This window comes from Streptomyces griseofuscus (assembly GCF_014673495.1).
In the GTDB taxonomy this organism is placed as follows: Bacteria; Actinomycetota; Actinomycetes; order Streptomycetales; family Streptomycetaceae; genus Streptomyces; species Streptomyces murinus.
The window spans coordinates 637,037-655,126 of record NZ_CP051006.1 but is presented as its reverse complement, the minus strand read 5'-3'; the positions used below and the strand labels follow the sequence as shown (position 1 = coordinate 655,126).

Below are 18,090 nucleotides of genomic sequence, written 5' to 3'. Positions count from 1 at the left end.
CCCGCCGTGTTCACGAGGTCCGGAAGCCTCCCCGCGCCCGGCGGGGCAGGCGTTCGCAGGGGCCGTAAATACGTTGCGGCGCGCCCCGCGCGCTCGGTGAGCTGGACCCATGCACACCACGGCGGACGGCACCCGGCGAGCGGCACGGGCCGGGACCCGGCGACCTGGCTCCTGGCGCGGCCCGGCCGTGCTCGGCGCCCTGATGCTGGCCGCCTTCACCTTCAACACCGCGGAGAACCTGCCGGTCGGCCTCCTGGACGCGATCTCCCGGAGCCTTCGGGTGTCACCGTCCACGGTCGGTCTCCTGGTCACCGGTTACGGCGGGACGGTCGCCCTCGCCTCCCTGCCGCTCGCCCACGGCACCCGGGCGGTGCCCCGGCGCCATGTGCTCACCGGGCTGCTGGCCGCGCTCGTGCTCTCCAGCCTGCTCGCCGCGTCCGCCCGTTCCTACGGGCCGCTGCTCGCGGCCCGGCTGCTCACCGCGCTCGCGCAGGCGCTGTTCTGGGCGGTGATGGGCCCGGTCGCGGTGGGCCTGTTCGCGCCCGAGGTGCGCGGGCGGGTGATCGGGGCGCTGTCCGTCGCCGGCTCGCTCGCCCTCGTGCTCGGCGTGCCCACCGGCACCTGGCTGGGCGGGCGCACCGACTGGCGGGTGCCCATGTCCGCGCTCGCCGTCCTGGGCCTGTTCTCGCTGGTGACGATCGCGACGCTGCTCCCCACCTCGCCCCCCGAGGCCGAGCCCGCCGCCTACGGCACCGCTCCCGACACCCGCCGCTTCGCGACCGTGCTCACGGCAGGGGCCCTGTCCGCCGCCGGGGCGTTCACCGGATACACGTACATCGTGCGGTTCCTCGGCGCGGTGAGCGGGTTCTCGCCGGGCGCCGTCGACATCCTGCTCGTGGCGTTCGGCACCGCGTGCCTGGCCGGGGTGGGCATCACCGGCGCGCTGCTGGACCGCTTCCCGCGCGCCGCGCTGACCACCGCCGTGGCCGTCCAGGCGGTCGGCATGCTCGGCCTCTGCGCGAGCGGCGCGCACCCGGTGCCGGCGGTGGTGTTCCTCGCCCTGACGGGCGGCGCGCTCGGACCGGTGTTCATGGCCGCCCAGCACGAGATGCTGATCTGCGCGCCCGGCCGTACGGACATCGCCCTCGCCGCCAACTCCGGTGCCTACAACGCCGGTATCGCGGCGGGCGCAGCCCTCGGCGCGCTGATCCTGCCGCTCGCGGACGTACGCGGCGCCTTCCTCGTCGGCGGTCTGCTGACCACCTGGGCCTGCGCGGTCCTGCTCGCCGAGAACATCCGAGTCGGATGACGTGACCGAAGGGGGAGAGGTTGCCTTCTCTCCCCAGTTTTCCCTTCCGTCCGCCTGTGGGGCTTCCCACCCGTTAAAGATCTTGACGACCGTCGCGCGGATCGCTGAACTGTCCCCCGGGCCGTGCGACCACACGACCCGGGGGAAATCCGCCGGCATCCGGTCGGTGACGCCTGAAACGAGCGGGTACTGGGAAAAGCCTCGTACGGTCGATCACCGGACGCGGGCCGAAGGGGGCGATGTGCATGACAGGTGCGTCGGAGACGAAGAAGACGCAGCAGACGAAGGTGACGGGCTGCCCCGTCTCATGACCGCGGAAAGACATCTCGACCGGCTCCGCCCGGCGGCGGCCCGCCTCGCCCGGTTCACCGGGCGCACCCTGCGCGGCGAGTGGCACGCCATCGTCGTCGACCCGGTACGGCAACTCGCCCGGCGCGGGCTGTCCGGGCTGCTGCTGGCCTTCGTGGCCGCGTTCGGCGTCATCTTCTTCCACGACATCGCCCAGCACCCCACCGGCGCGATGTGGGTCACCCGGCTCGGCGGCGTCAAGGCCGACCTGCCGCTGTGGCTGTCCCTGCTGCGCACCCCGGTGTCGCTGTACGTCCCGGCGCTCGACCTGCCGGTCTGGGCCGGCATCACCCAGCTGTTCCTGGCCTTCGCGCTCGCCGAACTCACCCTCGGCCGTTCCCGCACCCTCGCGATCGCCTACGCCACCACACTGGCCGGCACCCTCGTCGCCCGGCTGATGATCGCGATCGGGCCCGGCTGGTCGGGCCTGGGACTGCCGGCCGCCTGCGGGCAGGTCCTGGACACCGGGCCCTCGGCCGCGGTCGTCGGCCTGTTCACCTACCTCTCGGTAATCCGACGCGCGCCGGTGGTCTTCACCCTCACCGGCGGCTCCATGGTGTGGGAGTCGATCGCCGTCCCCAATCTCGCCGGCCGCGAGCATCTGATCGCGGTGGGCTCCGCCGTCGTCCTCGGCCTCTTGCACGGCCGCCGCGCCCGGCTGCGCGCCCTCGGCCGCTCCCTCCTCCCCACCCGCGCCCCCGGACCATCCCCTACGGCCCCTACGGCCCCTACGGCCCCTACGGCCCCTACGGCCCCTAAGGCGTCCCCGGTCCTCCCCGTGACCGCCTCCGCCACCGTCCCCGCCCCCGCATCCCCCCACCCCACCTCCGGCCGCACCCCGATGACCTCCCTCGAACGCTGACCGGGACACGCCCGTCCCCCGGCCCAAGGCCCCCCGAATCGCCGCGCGCGCCTGTGGCGCCGCCCACACCCTCGGTGTGATGGTTTTCGCATACGGCCCCGCACGGGCAGCCCCTAGGGTTGCGCGGGACATGGCAGGGCAGGGCGTGTCTCAACCACCATGACGTTCGTCGCCGCCAGGCAGCTGAAGGGATTCCAGGATGTTCCGTAAGGTGCTGGTCGCCAACCGCGGGGAGATCGCGATCCGCGCGTTCCGGGCGGCCTACGAACTCGGCGCGCGCACCGTCGCCGTGTTCCCGCACGAGGACCGCAACTCGCTCCACCGGCTCAAGGCCGACGAGGCCTACGAGATCGGGGAGCCGGGGCACCCGGTGCGCGCCTACCTCTCCGTCGAGGAGATCGTGACCGCCGCCCGCCGGGCCGGCGCGGACGCCGTCTACCCCGGCTACGGCTTCCTGTCCGAGAACCCGGAGCTGGCCCGCGCCTGCGAGGAGGCGGGCATCACCTTCGTCGGCCCCGGCACGGCCACGCTGGAGCTGACCGGCAACAAGGCCCGCGCGGTCGCCGCCGCCCGCGCCGCCGGGGTGCCGGTGCTCGGCTCCTCCCAGCCCTCCACCGACGTGGACGAACTGGTGCGGGCCGCCGAGGACATCGGCTTCCCCGTGTTCGTGAAGGCGGTCGCGGGCGGCGGCGGCCGCGGTATGCGCCGGGTCGAGGACCCCGCCCAGCTGCGCGAGTCCATCGAGGCCGCTTCCCGGGAGGCCGCGTCCGCGTTCGGCGACCCGACCGTGTTCCTGGAGAAGGCCGTCGTCGACCCCCGCCACATCGAGGTGCAGATCCTCGCCGACGGCGAGGGCAATGTCGTCCACCTCTTCGAGCGTGACTGCTCGCTCCAGCGCCGCCACCAGAAGGTCATCGAGCTGGCGCCCGCCCCGAACCTCGACCCCGCGCTCCGCGAGCGGATCTGCGCCGACGCCGTGCGCTTCGCGCGCGAGATCGGCTACCGCAACGCGGGCACCGTGGAGTTCCTGCTCGACCGGGACGGCAACCACGTCTTCATCGAGATGAACCCGCGCATCCAGGTCGAGCACACCGTCACCGAGGAGGTCACGGACGTCGACCTGGTCCAGGCGCAGCTGCGGATCGCCGCCGGTGAGACCCTCGCCGACCTCGGCCTCGCCCAGGAGACCATCACCCTGCACGGGGCCGCGCTCCAGTGCCGTATCACCACCGAGGACCCGGCCAACGGCTTCCGCCCGGACACCGGCAAGATCAGCGCCTATCGCTCGCCGGGCGGCTCCGGCATCCGGCTGGACGGCGGAACCACCCACGCCGGTACGGAGATCAGCGCCCACTTCGACTCGATGCTGGTGAAACTCACCTGCCGGGGCCGGGACTTCAAGGCCGCCATCGGCCGCGCCCGGCGCGCCGTCGCCGAGTTCCGCATCCGCGGTGTGTCCACCAACATCCCCTTCCTCCAGGCCGTGCTGGACGACCCGGACTTCCAGGCCGGGCGGATCACCACCTCGTTCATCGAGGAGCGCCCGCATCTGCTCACCGCCCGCTCCTCCGCGGACCGCGGCACCAAGCTGCTCACCTTCCTCGCCGACGTCACGGTGAACAAGCCGCACGGCGAACGGCCCGATCTGTTCGACCCGTTGACCAAGCTGCCGGTGCCCACCGCCGCCGAGCCGCCCGCCGGATCGCGCCAACTCCTCGTGGAACTCGGCCCCGAGGGCTTCGCCCGCCGGCTGCGCGAGTCGCCGACGATCGGGGTCACGGACACCACCTTCCGCGACGCCCACCAGTCGCTGCTGGCCACCCGGGTGCGCACCAAGGACCTCCTGGCCGTCGCCCCCGTCGTCGCCCGCACCCTGCCCGAGCTGCTGTCCCTGGAGTGCTGGGGCGGTGCCACCTACGACGTCGCCCTGCGCTTCCTCGCCGAGGACCCCTGGGAGCGGCTGGCCGCGCTGCGCGAGGCCGTGCCCAACATCTGCCTCCAGATGCTGCTGCGCGGCCGCAACACCGTCGGCTACACGCCGTACCCGACGGAGGTCACCGACGCCTTCGTGCAGGAGGCCGCCGCCACCGGCATCGACATCTTCCGCATCTTCGACGCCCTCAACGACGTCGGCCAGATGCGCCCCGCCATCGAGGCCGTGCGCGAGACCGGCACGGCCGTCGCCGAGGTCGCCCTGTGCTACACCGGCGATCTGAGCGACCCCGGCGAGCGGCTCTACACACTCGACTACTACCTGCGGCTCGCCGAGCAGATCGTGGACGCGGGCGCCCATGTCCTCGCGATCAAGGACATGGCCGGACTGCTGCGCGCCCCGGCCGCCGCCACGCTGGTCTCGGCGCTGCGCCGCGAGTTCGACCTGCCCGTGCATCTGCACACCCACGACACCGCGGGCGGCCAGCTCGCCACCTACCTCGCCGCGATCCAGGCGGGCGCGGACGCGGTGGACGGCGCGGTCGCCTCCATGGCCGGGACGACCTCCCAGCCGTCACTGTCCGCGATCGTGGCCGCCACCGACCACTCCGAGCGGCCCACCGGGCTCGACCTCCAGGCGGTCGGCGACCTGGAGCCGTACTGGGAGGGCGTGCGCCGGATCTACGCCCCCTTCGAGGCGGGCCTGGCCGCGCCGACCGGGCGTGTCTACCTCCATGAGATCCCCGGCGGCCAGCTGTCCAACCTGCGCACCCAGGCCGTCGCGCTCGGCCTCGGCGACCGCTTCGAGGACATCGAGGAGATGTACGCCGCCGCCGACCGGATCCTCGGCCGCCTGGTCAAGGTCACCCCGTCCTCCAAGGTGGTCGGCGATCTCGCCCTGCATCTGGTGGGCGCCGGGGTCTCCCCGAAGGACTTCGAACAGACCCCTGACCGGTTCGACATCCCCGACTCGGTGATCGGCTTCCTGCGCGGGGAGCTGGGCACCCCGCCCGGCGGCTGGCCGGAGCCGTTCCGCACCAAGGCGCTCCAGGGCCGCGCCGCGGCAAAGCCGGTGCCCGAGCTGTCCGCCGAGGACCGCGAGGGGCTGGCCAAGGACCGCAGGGCGACCCTGAACCGGCTGCTGTTCCCGGCGCCCACCAGGGAGTTCGAGGGCCACCGGCAGTCGTACGGCGACACCAGCGTCCTGGACAGCAAGGCGTTTTTCTACGGTCTGCGCCCGGGCAAGGAGTACGCCGTCGATCTGGAGCCCGGTGTGCGTCTGCTGATCGAGCTCCAGGCGATCGGCGAGGCCGACGAGCGCGGCATGCGCACGGTGATGTCCACGCTCAACGGCCAGTTGCGGCCCATCCAGGTCCGCGACCGGGCGGCCGCCTCGGACGTGCCGGTGACGGAGAAGGCCGACCGTTCGAACCCGAACCATGTGGCCGCGCCGTTCGCCGGTGTGGTGACGCTCTCCGTGGCCGAGGGCGACGAGGTGGCGGCCGGTGTCACCATCGCCACCATCGAGGCGATGAAGATGGAGGCCGCGATCACGGCCCCGAAGGCGGGCCGGGTGTCCCGGCTGGCCATCAACCGGATCCAGCAGGTGGAGGGCGGCGACCTGTTGGTCGAGATCGGCTGAACCCGCGGGAGAGCGGCCGAGCGAACTCGCGGGAAAGCGGCCGGGTCCTCACCGGACCCGGCCGCTCCTGCGTGCTCAGCCCTGCGGGGCCGTGGGGCCGTCCCAGAGCGGGTACGACATCGTCTGCTGGAAGCCCTGCGGCCGCGCGCCGCTGTAGGTCAGGGACAGCTGGGTGAAGCGTTCGAAGGACGGATGCTTCTTCCACTGGGTGCCGCCGCTGAGCCGGATGACCACCGGGTAGGGGTGGAAGGTGCCGGCCGCGCAGTACGGCTTGCAGTCGTTCACCCAGTTCGTGCCCGTGCCGGTGGCGCCGCCTGAGCCCCAGGAGGTCCAGTGCAGCCCCTTGAGCCGGCTGTTGCCGTCACCGCAGGCCAGAATGAAGTCCGTGGGGCGCACATTGCGGTGCGAGAAGCAGTCCACCAGCACCCGGTCCCCGGCCCCGGACCGCGCCGTCGCGGTGGGCGACGCGGTCGTGGTCGGCGGACTGGCCGAAGCCGTTGTCGTGCCCGCCGTCAGCAGAGCCGCTGCCGCCAGGGTCACCGCCGTTCCCACCACTGATCCGCGCATGGCCGCTCCCACCGTTCGTGCCGTGTCCGAGCAGGTCACCTCGACGCTACGGCCACTTGGCGTATTCCACCAGTCGCGCAGGTCGCACCGTGTGTCATCCGGACGGACCGGTTCCGGGACCCGCGTGCGGCCGGGGGCGCGTCCGGTGCGACGAACACCGGACGGGCCCCCGGCCACCGGGCGGGCGCGGGATCAGCAGGCGCCCTCGTCCTGCCAGGGACCCCAGGTGGAGGCGCCGGGCACCTCGTTCTGGGTCCACCACTTGGCCTTCCAGTTGTGCTGCGCGTACGACACCTCGGTGCCGCCCGTGTACGCGGTGGAGGAGTTCCACGCGGGCTTGCACGAGGTCGGGGTCGGCGTCGGGGTGGGGGTGGGCGTGCCGGTCGGCGGGGTGACGCCCGCGAACTTCACCGAGTACTTCGCGAAGTCCCAGTCGCTCTGCGCCACGCTCGAACAAGTCCCGGACGTACGGCCCCCGTTGTCGGGCGGGCTGCACTGGCGGTCACGGTTGATCGACCAGAAGGTGAAGCGGTCCATGTGATGGCTGGTCGCGTAGTCCAGCACGGTCTGGAAGTCGCTCTGGGTGAAGATCTCGCCGGTGTCGCTGCGGCCGTTCATACCGGAGAAGCCCTCGTGGGCGTAGGCGGTGGCCTCGTCCCAGCCGAAGGTGGACTGGAGGATCGAGTTGAAGTTGGTCAGCGCGCTGGTCTGGCTCGCCGCCCCGTTGAAGCCGCCGTCGAAGGGCATGATGGAGAAGTTGTTCGGGGTGAACCCCTGCGACTTCGCCTCGAGCAGCATCTGCTTGCCGAACCAGCCGGTGCCGTCCGCCGTGCCGGCCGTCGTCACGGAGACGTAAAGGCCCGGGTTGTTCTGCTGGAGGATCTTCGCCGCGCCGATCTCGTTCTTGATGGCCGCGGTGTTCTCGTACTCCGGCTCCTCCAGGTCGAAGTCGATGGCGTGCAGGCCGTACTTGGTGATCACCTGCTGGTACGCCGCCGCCGTGGACGCCGCGTCCGCGCAGGCCTGGCCGAGCTTGGTGCCGCCGTAACCGCCGATGGAGACGGACACATCGCCGCCCTTGGCGCGGATCGTGTCGATCGTCGACTTCACCGCGGTGTCCGAGGAGACGGGTGCCGTACCGCCCCAAGTGGGCGAGCAGCCGCCCCCGTTGGGGGCGAGCACGAAGGCCAGCTGGAACGCCTTGAGTCCGGTGGCGTCCATGATGGCGGACGCGTTGGGCGGGTCGTTGTCCAGCGGCATCAGATAGGGCGCGGCCGCGTACCAGCGGTTGCTCAGGGCGTCCTGGGGGGTGGCGCCCGAAGCGTTGGCCGCGACCAGGGCGGTGGTGCCCGCGGCGGCGAGCACGACGGCGGCCGCCGCGCTCAGACAGGCGTGAAGACGTCTCACTGCGTGCCTCCAGAGGGTGGGGAGAGACCCGGGTGGGGGAGGAGCCCCCACCCTCCGGGAGCTGTTGCGGCCACGTCAATAAGTTGGCCTAGACCAACCTGCTCTTTGGACTAGACCATACGATCTCTTTACTTTTTGTCGACCAATCGCAGACCGAAGCCCCGGTCCAGCGGCAGGCTCGCCGTGGTGATCGTCGTGACCCGGGTGGCCGGGTCGAACGACCAGGCGGAGCGGGGCAGTTGACGCCCGTCCAGCAGCACCCGCGCGGGCGCGGAGCCGCCGTGCACGGTGAACCGGTACGTCCGGGCGGTCACCTTGCCCCGGTAGGCGCCCTCGCTCGCGCCGACCGACACGGTCGTCCGGTGCGCGTCCCGGTGCAGCGAGACCCGCTGGGCGGCGGCTGCACCCTTGGCGAAGTCACGGGTCACGCCGTCGTCCTCGTACAGCGTGTAGTGACTGGTGCCCTGGGCCGACGGATACAGGTCCCAGTCCAGCTCGTGCCGGTCCCGGGTCTGCCAACTCGTGGTGCCCTTCGGCCACATGGGCACGATCGCGCCCTCGCGCACGAACAGCGGGAGCGTGTCCAGCGGCGCGTGGTAGCCGTTGACCGTGGTCGGGCCGTGGTAGGTGCGGCCGGTCCAGTAGTCGGTCCAGGTGCCCTTGGGCAGATAGATCCCGTCGCGGGTGTCGGAGTCCTGGTAGACCGGCGCGACCAGGAAGTCCGGGCCGGACAGGAACTCGTACTTGGCGCTCGCGCCCAGGGTGCCCGGGTCGTCCGGGTACTCCAGCCACAGCGGACGCACCGCGCCCACACCGCTCTTCGCCGCGTCGGCGGAGAGGGTGTACATGTACGGCAGCAGCCGCTCCTTCAGCTGGAGGTACTTGCGGTTGATGGAGGTGTACGGCTCGCCGTCCAGCCACGGCTGCTGGTCCGCGGGCTTCTTGGTGGTCAGGTCGGTGGCCCAGCCGTCCATGGTCATGATGGCCGGCAGGAACGCCTTCCACTGGAGGTCGCGGGCGTACATCTCGGGGTCGTGGCGGTAGATGCTGCCCACGTCGCCGGTGTTGTAGGCGATACCGGACATCGTCGCCCCGGCATACGTCGGGATCTGCCAGCGGATGTAGTCCCAGGACAGCTGCTGGTCGCCGCTCCACAGCACCCCGCAGCGCTGGGCGCCCGCCCAGGAGACGGGCAGCCAGACGAAGCCGCGGGCGTCGCTGTTGTCCTCGATGCCCTTCTTCGCGGCGTCGCAGGCGTCCAGGGCGAACTGATAGCCGTTGCCCACCCAGGCCACGTCCAGTTTGGCCACCCGCTGGCCCGCCTTGACCTGCTCGGCCAGCTTGTCGATGCCGTCCTGCGTCCACAGGCCGAGCTGGGCGTTGTGGTCGTTGAGGCCCTGGGCGGTCTGCTGGAGGTCCTCGTAGCCGCAGCCGTAGCCGTCGTTGACCAGCATCCAGCCCAGCGGTATCTGGTGCTGGGTGTAGCCGTCGGCGACCTTAAGCGCGTCCAGGGTGTGCCGCTCGCCCCGGTTGGCGTTGTGCAGATAGCAGTCGGAGTCGCCCGGCTCCAGGCCGTAGACCGGCGGCATGAACGGCTTGCCCACCAACTTGGTGTACTTGCCGATCACTTGCTTGGCGTCACCGAGGAAGTAGTAGGCGTCCAGGCGCCGTTCCTGCTGCCCGGTGGTCACCGGCGAGTCGAAGGTGTACACGCCCGGCGCGAAGGTGTTGCGGAAGACCCCGTAGCCCGCGCTGGAGAGGTAGAAGGGCTGGGAGTTGTTGTAGCCGCCCTCGTTCCAGTCGAAACTGTTGGACACATACATCGTCTGCCCGCGGTGCGAGAAACTGCCGTTCTGCTCGCCGCCGCCGAAGAACTGCTCGTCGGCGCCGCGGTCCAGGCTCTGCCGCATCCCGTCGATGGACCAGCGCAGCGGCTTGTCCTCCTGCCAGATCCGGGTGCGGTTGTCCGCCTTGTACAGCCCGAACCGCAGCGGCTTCTTGTACACGCGCAGCACGGCCCCCGGTGCGCGGATGCCGTAGTAGTCGCCCGCGTCGAAGGACGAGGTGTGCCGGTCCGCGGCCGGCTGCTTGCGCACGATCTCGGTGCCGGCCGGATCGCTCAGCGAACCCGACGGGTCGGCCTGGAGCCGGAGTTGGCCACCGGTCAGGAAATCGGCGCGCGCCGTGAGCTGCCCGGCCCGGATCGTGTAGCCGCCGTCGCCGCCCGAGAAGGACGTCAGATCGCCGGCGTCCTCGGTCGCGGGCAGATACGCCGTGCCGGTGAAGGAGTTGTCGTGCACGTCGTACGGCACGACGACCACGTGGTACGTCCCCGACGCCCGCGGGATCACGGTGGCCTCGGGGTCGGCGGTACCCGCGCTGGAGGCGACCTGGGTGCCGTGGTCGTCGTACACGTACAGGTCGAAGTCGTCGGTGGGGTGCTCCCACTTGACGGCCAGCGGGACACCGCCCTCGGGGTTGTCGTCCCAGTAGCCGGCCGGTACCGAGACGGACAGGTCGAAGCGGTCGCAGACCTGGTTGTCGGGGTCGGCGCCGGCGGCGGGGCAGTCCTTCGGGTCGCCGACGGTGCCCTTGGGGTAGACGGGGCTCTGCCAGCTGACACTGCTGTGGGCGGGGTCCAGGACGGCGCCGGTGGCGGCGGCCGCGGCGGGCACCGGGACGACCAGCGCGGTGCCGGCCAGGGCGGTCACCAGCCCCAGCGGCACCCAGACCGGCCACGGCACCCGGTGTCGGAGTCTTCGCACGGCTGAACAGCTCCCCTCGCGTCGGTGCGGAGTACATGAGCGTGCGTGGAAGTGCTTGAAGGTGCGCGAAATCAAGCAACTTCACGCACGAAGACTCGAAGGAAGCACAGGTTCATGTCAATACCCGGGCGGATCCGGAACGCCTTCCGGGGTGGCGCGGGCACACATGACAAAGGGCCGGACCCCGCCCTCCGGCGCGGTCCGGCCCCTCGGTCGCGGTGTCTCAGCCGGCCTGTTTGCGCAGCACGATCTGGGTCTGCGTGGTCTGCCCGACCAGCCGGTCCCGGTCGTCGCGCAGCTCCGTCTGCACCACGATGAGGGTGCCGCCGATATGCAGCGGCCGGGCCGTGGCGTGGACATGGCCCGAGGTGAGCGCGCGCAGGAAGTTCGTCTTGGACTCGACCGTGGAGGTGCCGGCCGCCCCCTCGGGCAGATTGAGGTAGGCGCACACCGCGCCCACGCTGTCCGCCAGTGCCATCAGCGCCCCGCCGTGCAGCGCGCCACCGGCCGTGCACACCTCGGGCGACCAGGCGAGCGAGCCCACGGTGCGCTCGGCGGTGGCCTCCCGCAGCTCGATGCCGAGCCCGGCGGCGAACGGCATGGTGGCCAGCAACTCGGCGGGCTCGAAGTGGGACGTCATGACGTACCGCCTTTCATGAGGGCCAGGATGATCGGGAAGTCTGCCAGCCGACGCCTTCTCCCGCGGCGGAAGGGGGAGTTCGCGAGGGGCGGCCGCCCCCGCGCCGCCCTGCGCGCCCTTGACAGGGTCCGTCTGTTTCGCCAGTTTTGAGCAGCGGCGCACGGCGGGGGACCGGGACGCCCACAGTGCGGCGGGAAGGCGGGGGGCCGAGTGGAGATCACCGTCCACGGAACCGGTGAGCTGACGCCCGGGCAACACCGGGCCTGGCACGAGGCGATGGACTCCTCGCCCGGGTTCGCCAACCCCTTCCTCTCCCCCGAGTTCGCCCTCGCCGTCGGCCGGCACCGGGCCGGGGCCCGGGTGGCGGTGCTGCACGAGGACGGCCGGGACGCCGGCTTCCTGCCGTACGAGCGGGGGCCGTTCGGCATCGGCCGGGCGATCGGACTCGGGCTCTCCGACTGCCAGGCCCTGGTGCACCGGCCCGGAACCACCTGGGACACGGGCGAGTTGCTGCGGGCCTGCGGGCTGAGCAGCTTCGAGTTCGACCATCTCGTCTGTGAACAGCGGCCGTTCGAGCCGTACGTCACCGGCACCTTCGCCTCACCCGTCATCGATGTACGGCCCGGCGACGGCGACTACCCCGCCTGGCTGCGCGGCACCTACCCCGGGCAGGCGAAGACGACCCTGAAGAAGGAACGCCGCCTCGGCAGGGACGTCGGCGAGGTGCGCTTCGTGTTCGACGAACGCGACCCCGGGGCGCTGCGCACCCTCATGCGCTGGAAGTCCGCGCAGTACCGCAGGACCGGCCGCATGGACCGGTTCGCCAGGCCCTGGATCGTCGCCCTGGTCGAGGAGCTGTCCCGCCTGCGCGCACCGCACTGCACCGGAGTGCTGTCCGTGCTCTACGCCGGGGACCGCCCGGTCGCCGCCCACTTCGGACCCCGGTCGAGCACCGTACTGGCGGCCTGGTTCACCGCGTACGATCCCGCACTGCACCGCTACTCACCGGGGCTGCTGATGCATCTGCGGACCGCCGAGGCCGCCGCCCGGCACGGGGTCGCCGTGGTGGACCTCGGACGCGGCGACAAGGAGTACAAGGACTGGCTGAAGACCCGCGAACTGCGGGTCCAGGAGGGCTTCTTGACGCGGCCGCACCCGATGGCGCTCGCCCACCGTCTGTGGCGCGGGCCCGCGCGCGGCCTGCGCAACACCGTGCTGGCCCACCCCCGGCTGCGCGAACCCGCCGACCGGCTGCTGCGGACGGCGGGCGCCCTGCGCACCCGCACGCGGGACCAGGGTCACTACTGACACGTACGTGTCAAAAGTTCGCCAAGTGGCGAAGCGGCGCTCGTTCATGTGATCGGGTCTCCTGCGTCGGCAGAGTCGCATGCCCATACCTGGAGGTCCGGTGTCCGAACCAACCCGCAGACGACGGTGGTTCACCGTCTGTGCGATCGCCGCGTCGGCGGCGCTCGTCGCGATACCCCCGTCATCCGCCACCGGCCGCTCGACGAGCCCCTTCGGCGCCCGCGCCCTCGACCGGCTCGCCACGGAGCGGACGCAGTCGGTGGGCGCCAGGACGCCGCGACTGTCGGGGGACGACGACGGCGGCAACGAGGCGGACGAGATCGCCGAGGGCGCGGACCAGTTCGCCGAGGCCCGCACCTCACCCGGCATCGTCGCCCCGGGCGCCTACGGCGCCGCCTGGGGAGACCTGGGCAACCTCAAGAGCACCGGCGGCAGCTGGCACAACATCACCGATCTGCCGTACAACTCGGACGACCCGCGCTACCGCGACTACGACTCCAACTCCAGCGGCGGCGCGGGCGATGTCACCGGCCGGATGGCCGCCGTCGCCGCGGACGACGACGGCTATGTGTACGCGGGCAGCGCGGGCGGCGGCGTCTGGCGCTCGCGCACCGGCGGCGGCACCTGGCAGCCCATCAGCGACAAGCTGCCCTCCCAGTCCACCGGCGCCCTCGCCCTCGACGCGGGCGGCCGGCTGTGGCTGGGCACCGGCGAGGCCACCACCAACTCCGACGCCTACCTCGGCAGCGGCGTCTACGTCCTCGCCCACCCCCACCACGGCGACTTCACCCAGCGCACCCGGGTCGGCGGCGACGAGCTGGAGAGCACCACCATCCATGAGCTGCGCTTCGCCGGCACCACCGTGTGGGCGGCCACCAGCGAGGGCGTGTGGAGCCACTCCACCCAACACCTCAAGGGCCCCTGGAAGCTGGAGTTCGCGCCCAACCCGGACTATCTGCCCAGCGGCCCGAAGGCCCACGACCCGGACGCGGCGTACAAGAACATCGCCAATGACATCGCCATCGACCCCAAGGACCCGTCCAAGGTGGTCCTCGCGATCGGCTGGCGCAGCGGCGACGACTACAACGGCTTCTACACCAGGACGGACGGCGCCTGGAAGCGGATCACCGGCGGCCTCGGCGACCTCCCGGCCGACCCGGACGACGTCGGTAACGTGACCTTCGCCCGCTCCGCCGACGGCTCCCGCTACTACGCCATCGACCAGTCGCCGGAGCAGCTCGAAAGCAACCCGGACAGCGGTCTGGAGGGCATCTACGTCTCCAAGTCCGGTTCGCCGACCGGCCCCTGGACGAAGATCGCCGACTACCGGGGCCTGGCCGCCGACAACTCGGCGCTGACCTCGGCGGGTTACATGCCGGGCGTGCAGGCCTGGTACAACCAGTTCCTCGCCGTCGACCCGAAGAACCCGGAGCACCTGTACGCCGGCCTCGAAGAGGTCTACGAGACCCAGGACGGCGGCGGCACCTGGTCCACCGTCGGCCCGTACTGGAACTTCACCTTCCCCTGCTGGAACATCGACCCCGCGAAGCAGACCGGCGACTGCCACCCCACCACCCACTCCGACCAGCACGGCGTCGCCATCGGCACCTACCACGGCAAGCCGTACGTGTACGTCGGCAACGACGGCGGCATCTACAAGCGCCCGGTGAACGGCTCCCAGGACGCCGACGGCCACGCCACCGACTGGACATCGCTGAACGACGGCACCATCGACGCCCTCGAGTACTACTCCGTGGGCATCGGCAAGGACCTCGCGAACGGCGGCGTCTCCGTCACCGGCGGACTCCAGGACAACGGCCAGTCCATCCTGCGCGGCAACGACACGGTGATGGGCTCCAACTTCGGCGGCGACGGCGGCGACACCCTCACCGACCCCGCCAACGGATGCGATATCGCCCAGGAGTACGTCTACCTCGCCGTCCAGGTCACCCAGAACTGCGCGGTGAACGACGGAAGCTGGGTGACCGACCCGAGCAGGATCACGTCGTACTCGGTCGCCCCGCCCGACAACGCCACCCACGAGGCCCGCTTCATCGCCCCGCTCGCCGCCGACCTGAAGGACAGCGACACCTGGGTCGCGGGCGGCCGCCACATCTGGGTGCAGCACCACGGCTACGCCATCCGCAGCGGCTCCGAGTGGACCAGTGCCCACGACCTCGGCGCGGGCCGTACCGCCACCGCCGTCGCGGCCTCCGGGGGCAAGGTCTACGCCGCCTGGTGCGGCCCCTGTAACAACCAGGGCTTCGCCCGCGGCATCTCCGTCGGCAACGCGGACGGCACCGGCTGGCACGACATCGACCTGCCCGTGGACGGCACGGTGCCCAACCGCTACCTCAGCGGCTTCGCCATCGACCCGCACGACGCCGACCACGTCTATCTGACGGTCAACGGCTTCTCCCGGCAGTGGACCGAGGGCCCCGGCGCCGGCGTCGGCCATGTGTTCGAGTCCACGGACGGCGGCACCACCTGGAAGGACATCTCCGGCAACCTGCCGGACGTGCCCGCCGACGCCGCCCTGGTGACCGCGAACGGCGGCCTCGCCGTCGGCACCGACCTCGGCGTCGTCTACCGGGCACCGGGCACCACCACCTGGAAGCGCGTCGGCGACCTGCCGGCCGTCGCCGTGCTCCAGCTGAAGACCGGCCCCGACGGCGGCACGCTGTACGCCGCCACGCACGGCCGGGGCATCTACACCATCAAGGTCGGCAAGCTGCGCTGACGGGGGCCGGGGGAGGGGCGGCCCCGCGGTCGCCCCTCCCGCGCGCTACGCGGAGGGCCCCACGACGCTGCGCAGCGGCACCGCCGACGACGGCGCCGCCGGGAGACCGGCCTCCGTGGTCCGTGTCCACCAGTCGGCGCCGTCCTCGATGTAGCGCAGCAGGATGCCCTCGCGGATCGCCCACGGGCAGATCACGGCCCGGCGCAGCCCCATCAGCTTCAGCGCCGTGTGCCCGACGACGGCACCGGCCAGGCTCTGCGCGGCACGCGGCGCGGAGATGCCGGGCAACTGGGCGCGCTCGGCGGCGGGCAGCGTGGCCAGGGTATGCGCCGCCGCACGCAGGTCCCCGCGCCGCAGCGCGCGCGGCTCGAACGGCCCGAACCGGCCCGGCGCGGCCCCGCACAGCCGGGCCAGCTGCTGGAACGTACGGGAGCTGACCGCGGCGGTGCGCGGCGACTCCCACCGTATCCGCGCCGCCACATCCCGCAACTCGTGCCGGATCCGGCGGCGCAGCTCCCTCAACTCGTCCGCCCCGGGCGGGTCCTGGAGGTCCAGGTACTCCCGGGTCAGCCGGTTCGCGCCCAGCGGCAGCGAGGCGGCGAAGTCCGGCAGCCGGCCCCGCCCGAAGGCCACCTCCAGCGAGCCCCCGCCGATGTCGAGCAGCGCGAGCGGGCCCGCCTTCCAGCCGAGCCAGCGGCGGGCCGCGAGAAACGTCAGCTCGGCCTCGGTCTCACCCGGCAGGGTGCACATCCGGATCCCGGTACCGGCCACCACCCGCTCCAGCACCTCCGCGCGGTTCGGCGCGCCCCGCACCACGGCGGTGGCGAACGCCAGCGGGCCCGGGGCCTTCCACCGCAGCGCCGTGTCGCCCGCCTCGGCCACCGCCGCCACCAGCCGCTCCACCGCCTCCTCGGCGATGGTGCCGTCCGGGCCGACCTGTTCGGACAGGCGCAGCTTCCATTTGACGGTGTGCACCGGCAGCGGAACACCCCCCTCCACATCGGCGATCACCAGTCGTACCGTGTTCGATCCCGCGTCCACCACACTCACACGCATGGCCGGGTCCGTACCCACTCCGTCGGCGCAAACGCCTGCGCCCGAGGGGCGGTCGTGCGCAGACCACGCCCCGGCGGGCGGCGCCCGGGGCACTGACGGCACCCACCGGCGCGCGACGGCGGAGGCGTCCGCCCCTGTCCGGATCCGGGCCCCACCCGGCGCCCTTGGTCCGCCGCTGTACTTGGATGGTCGTCACCACTGTCGGCATGGGGAGCGGCACATGACCGGTACGGCAGCGACCAGGGTCCTGGTGATCGGCGGCGGCATCGCGGGCAGCGCCGCCGCACTGGGCCTGCGTCGCGCGGGCCTCGACGTGCGCGTGTACGAGGCGCACTCCGGCGCGGACCAGGACATCGGCGCCTTCCTCACCCTGGCGAGCACCGGCATGCGCGCCCTGGCCCAACTGGACGCCACCCGGGCCGTGACAGCCATCGGTTTTCCGCTGACTTCGCTGCGCCTGCTGGACGCGGAGGGCGCCGAACTGGCCCATGTCCCGCTCGGCGAGGTCGCCGAACCCGATCTGCGCTACCGCTGCCTGCGCCGGGGCGAGCTGAACTCCGCGCTCCAGCAGGAGGTTTCGGCGCGCGGCATCCGCCTCACCCACGGCGCCCGCCTGACCTCGGTGACCGACGGGCCCTACGGCGTCACCGCACGCTTCGCGGACGGCACCACCGCCACCGGCGATCTGCTCATCGGCGCCGACGGCCTGAACTCCGCCGTCCGCCGCGCCCTCAGCCCCGGCGTCCGGCCCGGCTACGCGGGACAACGCGTCTTCTACGGCCGCACCCCCGGCGCCCCGGGCACGGGCGGCAGCGGCGTCATCACCATGGTGCGCGGCAGCCAGAGCGCCTTCGGGTACGCCGAGGCGCCGACGGGGGAGACGTACTGGTTCGCCCGCGTCGGCGGCGACCCGCTTCCCGAACGGGGGCCGGGCGCACGCAGCGCCGTACCGCGCGAGGAACTGCTGCCCCTGCTGCGCGCGGACCCCACACCCGCCGCCGCGCTCGTGGCCGGCTGCCCGGGCCCCGTGATGGTCACCAACGCCACCGAGATGCCGCTCGGTGCCCGCTGGCACACCGGCAGGGTGCTGCTCATCGGCGACGCGGCCCACGCGGCCTCCCCGGCGACCGGACAGGGCGCCTCCACGGCGCTGGAGGACGCGGTCGTCCTCGCCAAGGCGCTCCGCGATCTGCCGGACGCCGCACGGGCGTTCGGGGCCTACGAGCGGCACCGGCGCCCGCGCGTGGAGCACAACATCACCGTCAGCGGCGGCATGTCCCGCGGCACCCACGCCCCCGCCCGCCCCGCCGAGCCGAACCACCGCCCCGACCACCGGGACGAGGGACTCATCCGCCAACTGGCCTGGGACACACCGCTGTCCGAGGAGGGCTGACCGGCCGGCCCGCGCGCGAAAGTGCAAGAGGCGGCGCACGGGAGTCCATTGCCGTGACACCGCCGGAGGTTGATCGTTCCGTGGGACCGGACCTCCGGCATCACCTTCGGCAACGAGGAGC

11 protein-coding genes are annotated in these 18,090 nt (G+C 72.2%); 6 read left to right on the top strand and 5 right to left on the bottom strand.

Going from position 1 to position 18,090, the window contains the following annotated elements; all coding sequences use genetic code 11:
- Positions 1-202: 202 nt before the first annotated feature.
- The 3 genes from HEP81_RS02865 (at position 203) to HEP81_RS02855 (ending at position 6,093) form a co-directional block, all read left to right on the top strand.
- On the top strand, positions 203-1,309 hold the full coding sequence (locus HEP81_RS02865) for an MFS transporter (protein WP_190276089.1): 1,107 nt from the start codon (positions 203-205) through the stop codon (positions 1,307-1,309).
- Positions 1,310-1,616: 307 nt separating this feature from the next.
- Entirely contained in the window at positions 1,617-2,519 is a 903-nt protein-coding gene (locus HEP81_RS02860) for a hypothetical protein (RefSeq protein ID WP_243279269.1), read from the top strand.
- Positions 2,520-2,718: 199 nt separating this feature from the next.
- The gene (locus tag HEP81_RS02855) at positions 2,719-6,093 is read left to right on the top strand and encodes a pyruvate carboxylase (RefSeq protein WP_037652673.1); all 3,375 of its coding nucleotides are present in this window, start codon (positions 2,719-2,721) and stop codon (positions 6,091-6,093) included.
- A gap of 75 nt (positions 6,094-6,168) precedes the next feature.
- Here HEP81_RS02855 and HEP81_RS02850 read toward each other — a convergent pair whose 3' ends face one another.
- The 4 genes from HEP81_RS02850 to HEP81_RS02835 form a co-directional block, all read right to left on the bottom strand.
- A complete protein-coding gene (locus HEP81_RS02850) occupies positions 6,169-6,660 on the bottom strand; it encodes a hypothetical protein (protein WP_037652675.1) in 492 nt (163 codons plus the stop codon).
- 192 nt (positions 6,661-6,852) lie between these two features.
- Entirely contained in the window at positions 6,853-8,067 is a 1,215-nt protein-coding gene (locus HEP81_RS02845) for a carbohydrate-binding protein (protein ID WP_051849961.1), read from the bottom strand.
- A gap of 128 nt (positions 8,068-8,195) precedes the next feature.
- Positions 8,196-10,367, bottom strand: coding sequence for a glycoside hydrolase family 31 protein (locus HEP81_RS02840; RefSeq protein ID WP_421673945.1), 2,172 nt, complete (start codon positions 10,365-10,367; stop codon positions 8,196-8,198).
- Positions 10,368-11,055: 688 nt separating this feature from the next.
- The gene (locus HEP81_RS02835) at positions 11,056-11,472 is read right to left on the bottom strand and encodes a PaaI family thioesterase (RefSeq protein ID WP_037652678.1); all 417 of its coding nucleotides are present in this window, start codon (positions 11,470-11,472) and stop codon (positions 11,056-11,058) included.
- 210 nt (positions 11,473-11,682) lie between these two features.
- On the opposite strand from HEP81_RS02835, the gene HEP81_RS02830 reads away from it, so the two are divergent.
- On the top strand, positions 11,683-12,780 hold the full coding sequence (locus tag HEP81_RS02830) for a GNAT family N-acetyltransferase (protein ID WP_037652680.1): 1,098 nt from the start codon (positions 11,683-11,685) through the stop codon (positions 12,778-12,780).
- Positions 12,781-12,880: 100 nt separating this feature from the next.
- The gene (locus tag HEP81_RS02825) at positions 12,881-15,520 is read left to right on the top strand and encodes a WD40/YVTN/BNR-like repeat-containing protein (protein ID WP_037652683.1); all 2,640 of its coding nucleotides are present in this window, start codon (positions 12,881-12,883) and stop codon (positions 15,518-15,520) included.
- A 45-nt stretch (positions 15,521-15,565) separates the two neighbouring features.
- Here the strand turns inward: HEP81_RS02825 and HEP81_RS02820 are convergent, their stop codons facing one another.
- Positions 15,566-16,576 (bottom strand): Ppx/GppA family phosphatase, encoded by a 1,011-nt coding sequence (locus HEP81_RS02820; protein ID WP_051849963.1) that lies wholly within the window; start codon positions 16,574-16,576, stop codon positions 15,566-15,568.
- A 220-nt stretch (positions 16,577-16,796) separates the two neighbouring features.
- Here HEP81_RS02820 and HEP81_RS02815 point away from each other — a divergent pair, with 220 nt between their 5' ends.
- A complete protein-coding gene (locus HEP81_RS02815) occupies positions 16,797-17,969 on the top strand; it encodes an FAD-dependent oxidoreductase (RefSeq protein WP_037652684.1) in 1,173 nt (390 codons plus the stop codon).
- The last annotated feature ends 121 nt before the right edge of the window (positions 17,970-18,090 follow it).

Bases quoted from the DNA above. Each gene is read 5' to 3' on its own strand.
- HEP81_RS02865 (WP_190276089.1), top strand. From the start codon at position 203: ATGCTGGCCGCCTTCACCTTCAACACCGCGGAGAACCTGCCGGTCGGC.
- HEP81_RS02860 (WP_243279269.1), top strand. From the start codon at position 1,617: ATGACCGCGGAAAGACATCTCGACCGGCTCCGCCCGGCGGCGGCCCGC.
- HEP81_RS02855 (WP_037652673.1), top strand. From the start codon at position 2,719: ATGTTCCGTAAGGTGCTGGTCGCCAACCGCGGGGAGATCGCGATCCGC.
- HEP81_RS02850 (WP_037652675.1), bottom strand. From the start codon at position 6,660: ATGCGCGGATCAGTGGTGGGAACGGCGGTGACCCTGGCGGCAGCGGCT.
- HEP81_RS02835 (WP_037652678.1), bottom strand. From the start codon at position 11,472: ATGACGTCCCACTTCGAGCCCGCCGAGTTGCTGGCCACCATGCCGTTC.
- HEP81_RS02820 (WP_051849963.1), bottom strand. From the start codon at position 16,576: ATGCGTGTGAGTGTGGTGGACGCGGGATCGAACACGGTACGACTGGTG.
- HEP81_RS02815 (WP_037652684.1), top strand. From the start codon at position 16,797: ATGACCGGTACGGCAGCGACCAGGGTCCTGGTGATCGGCGGCGGCATC.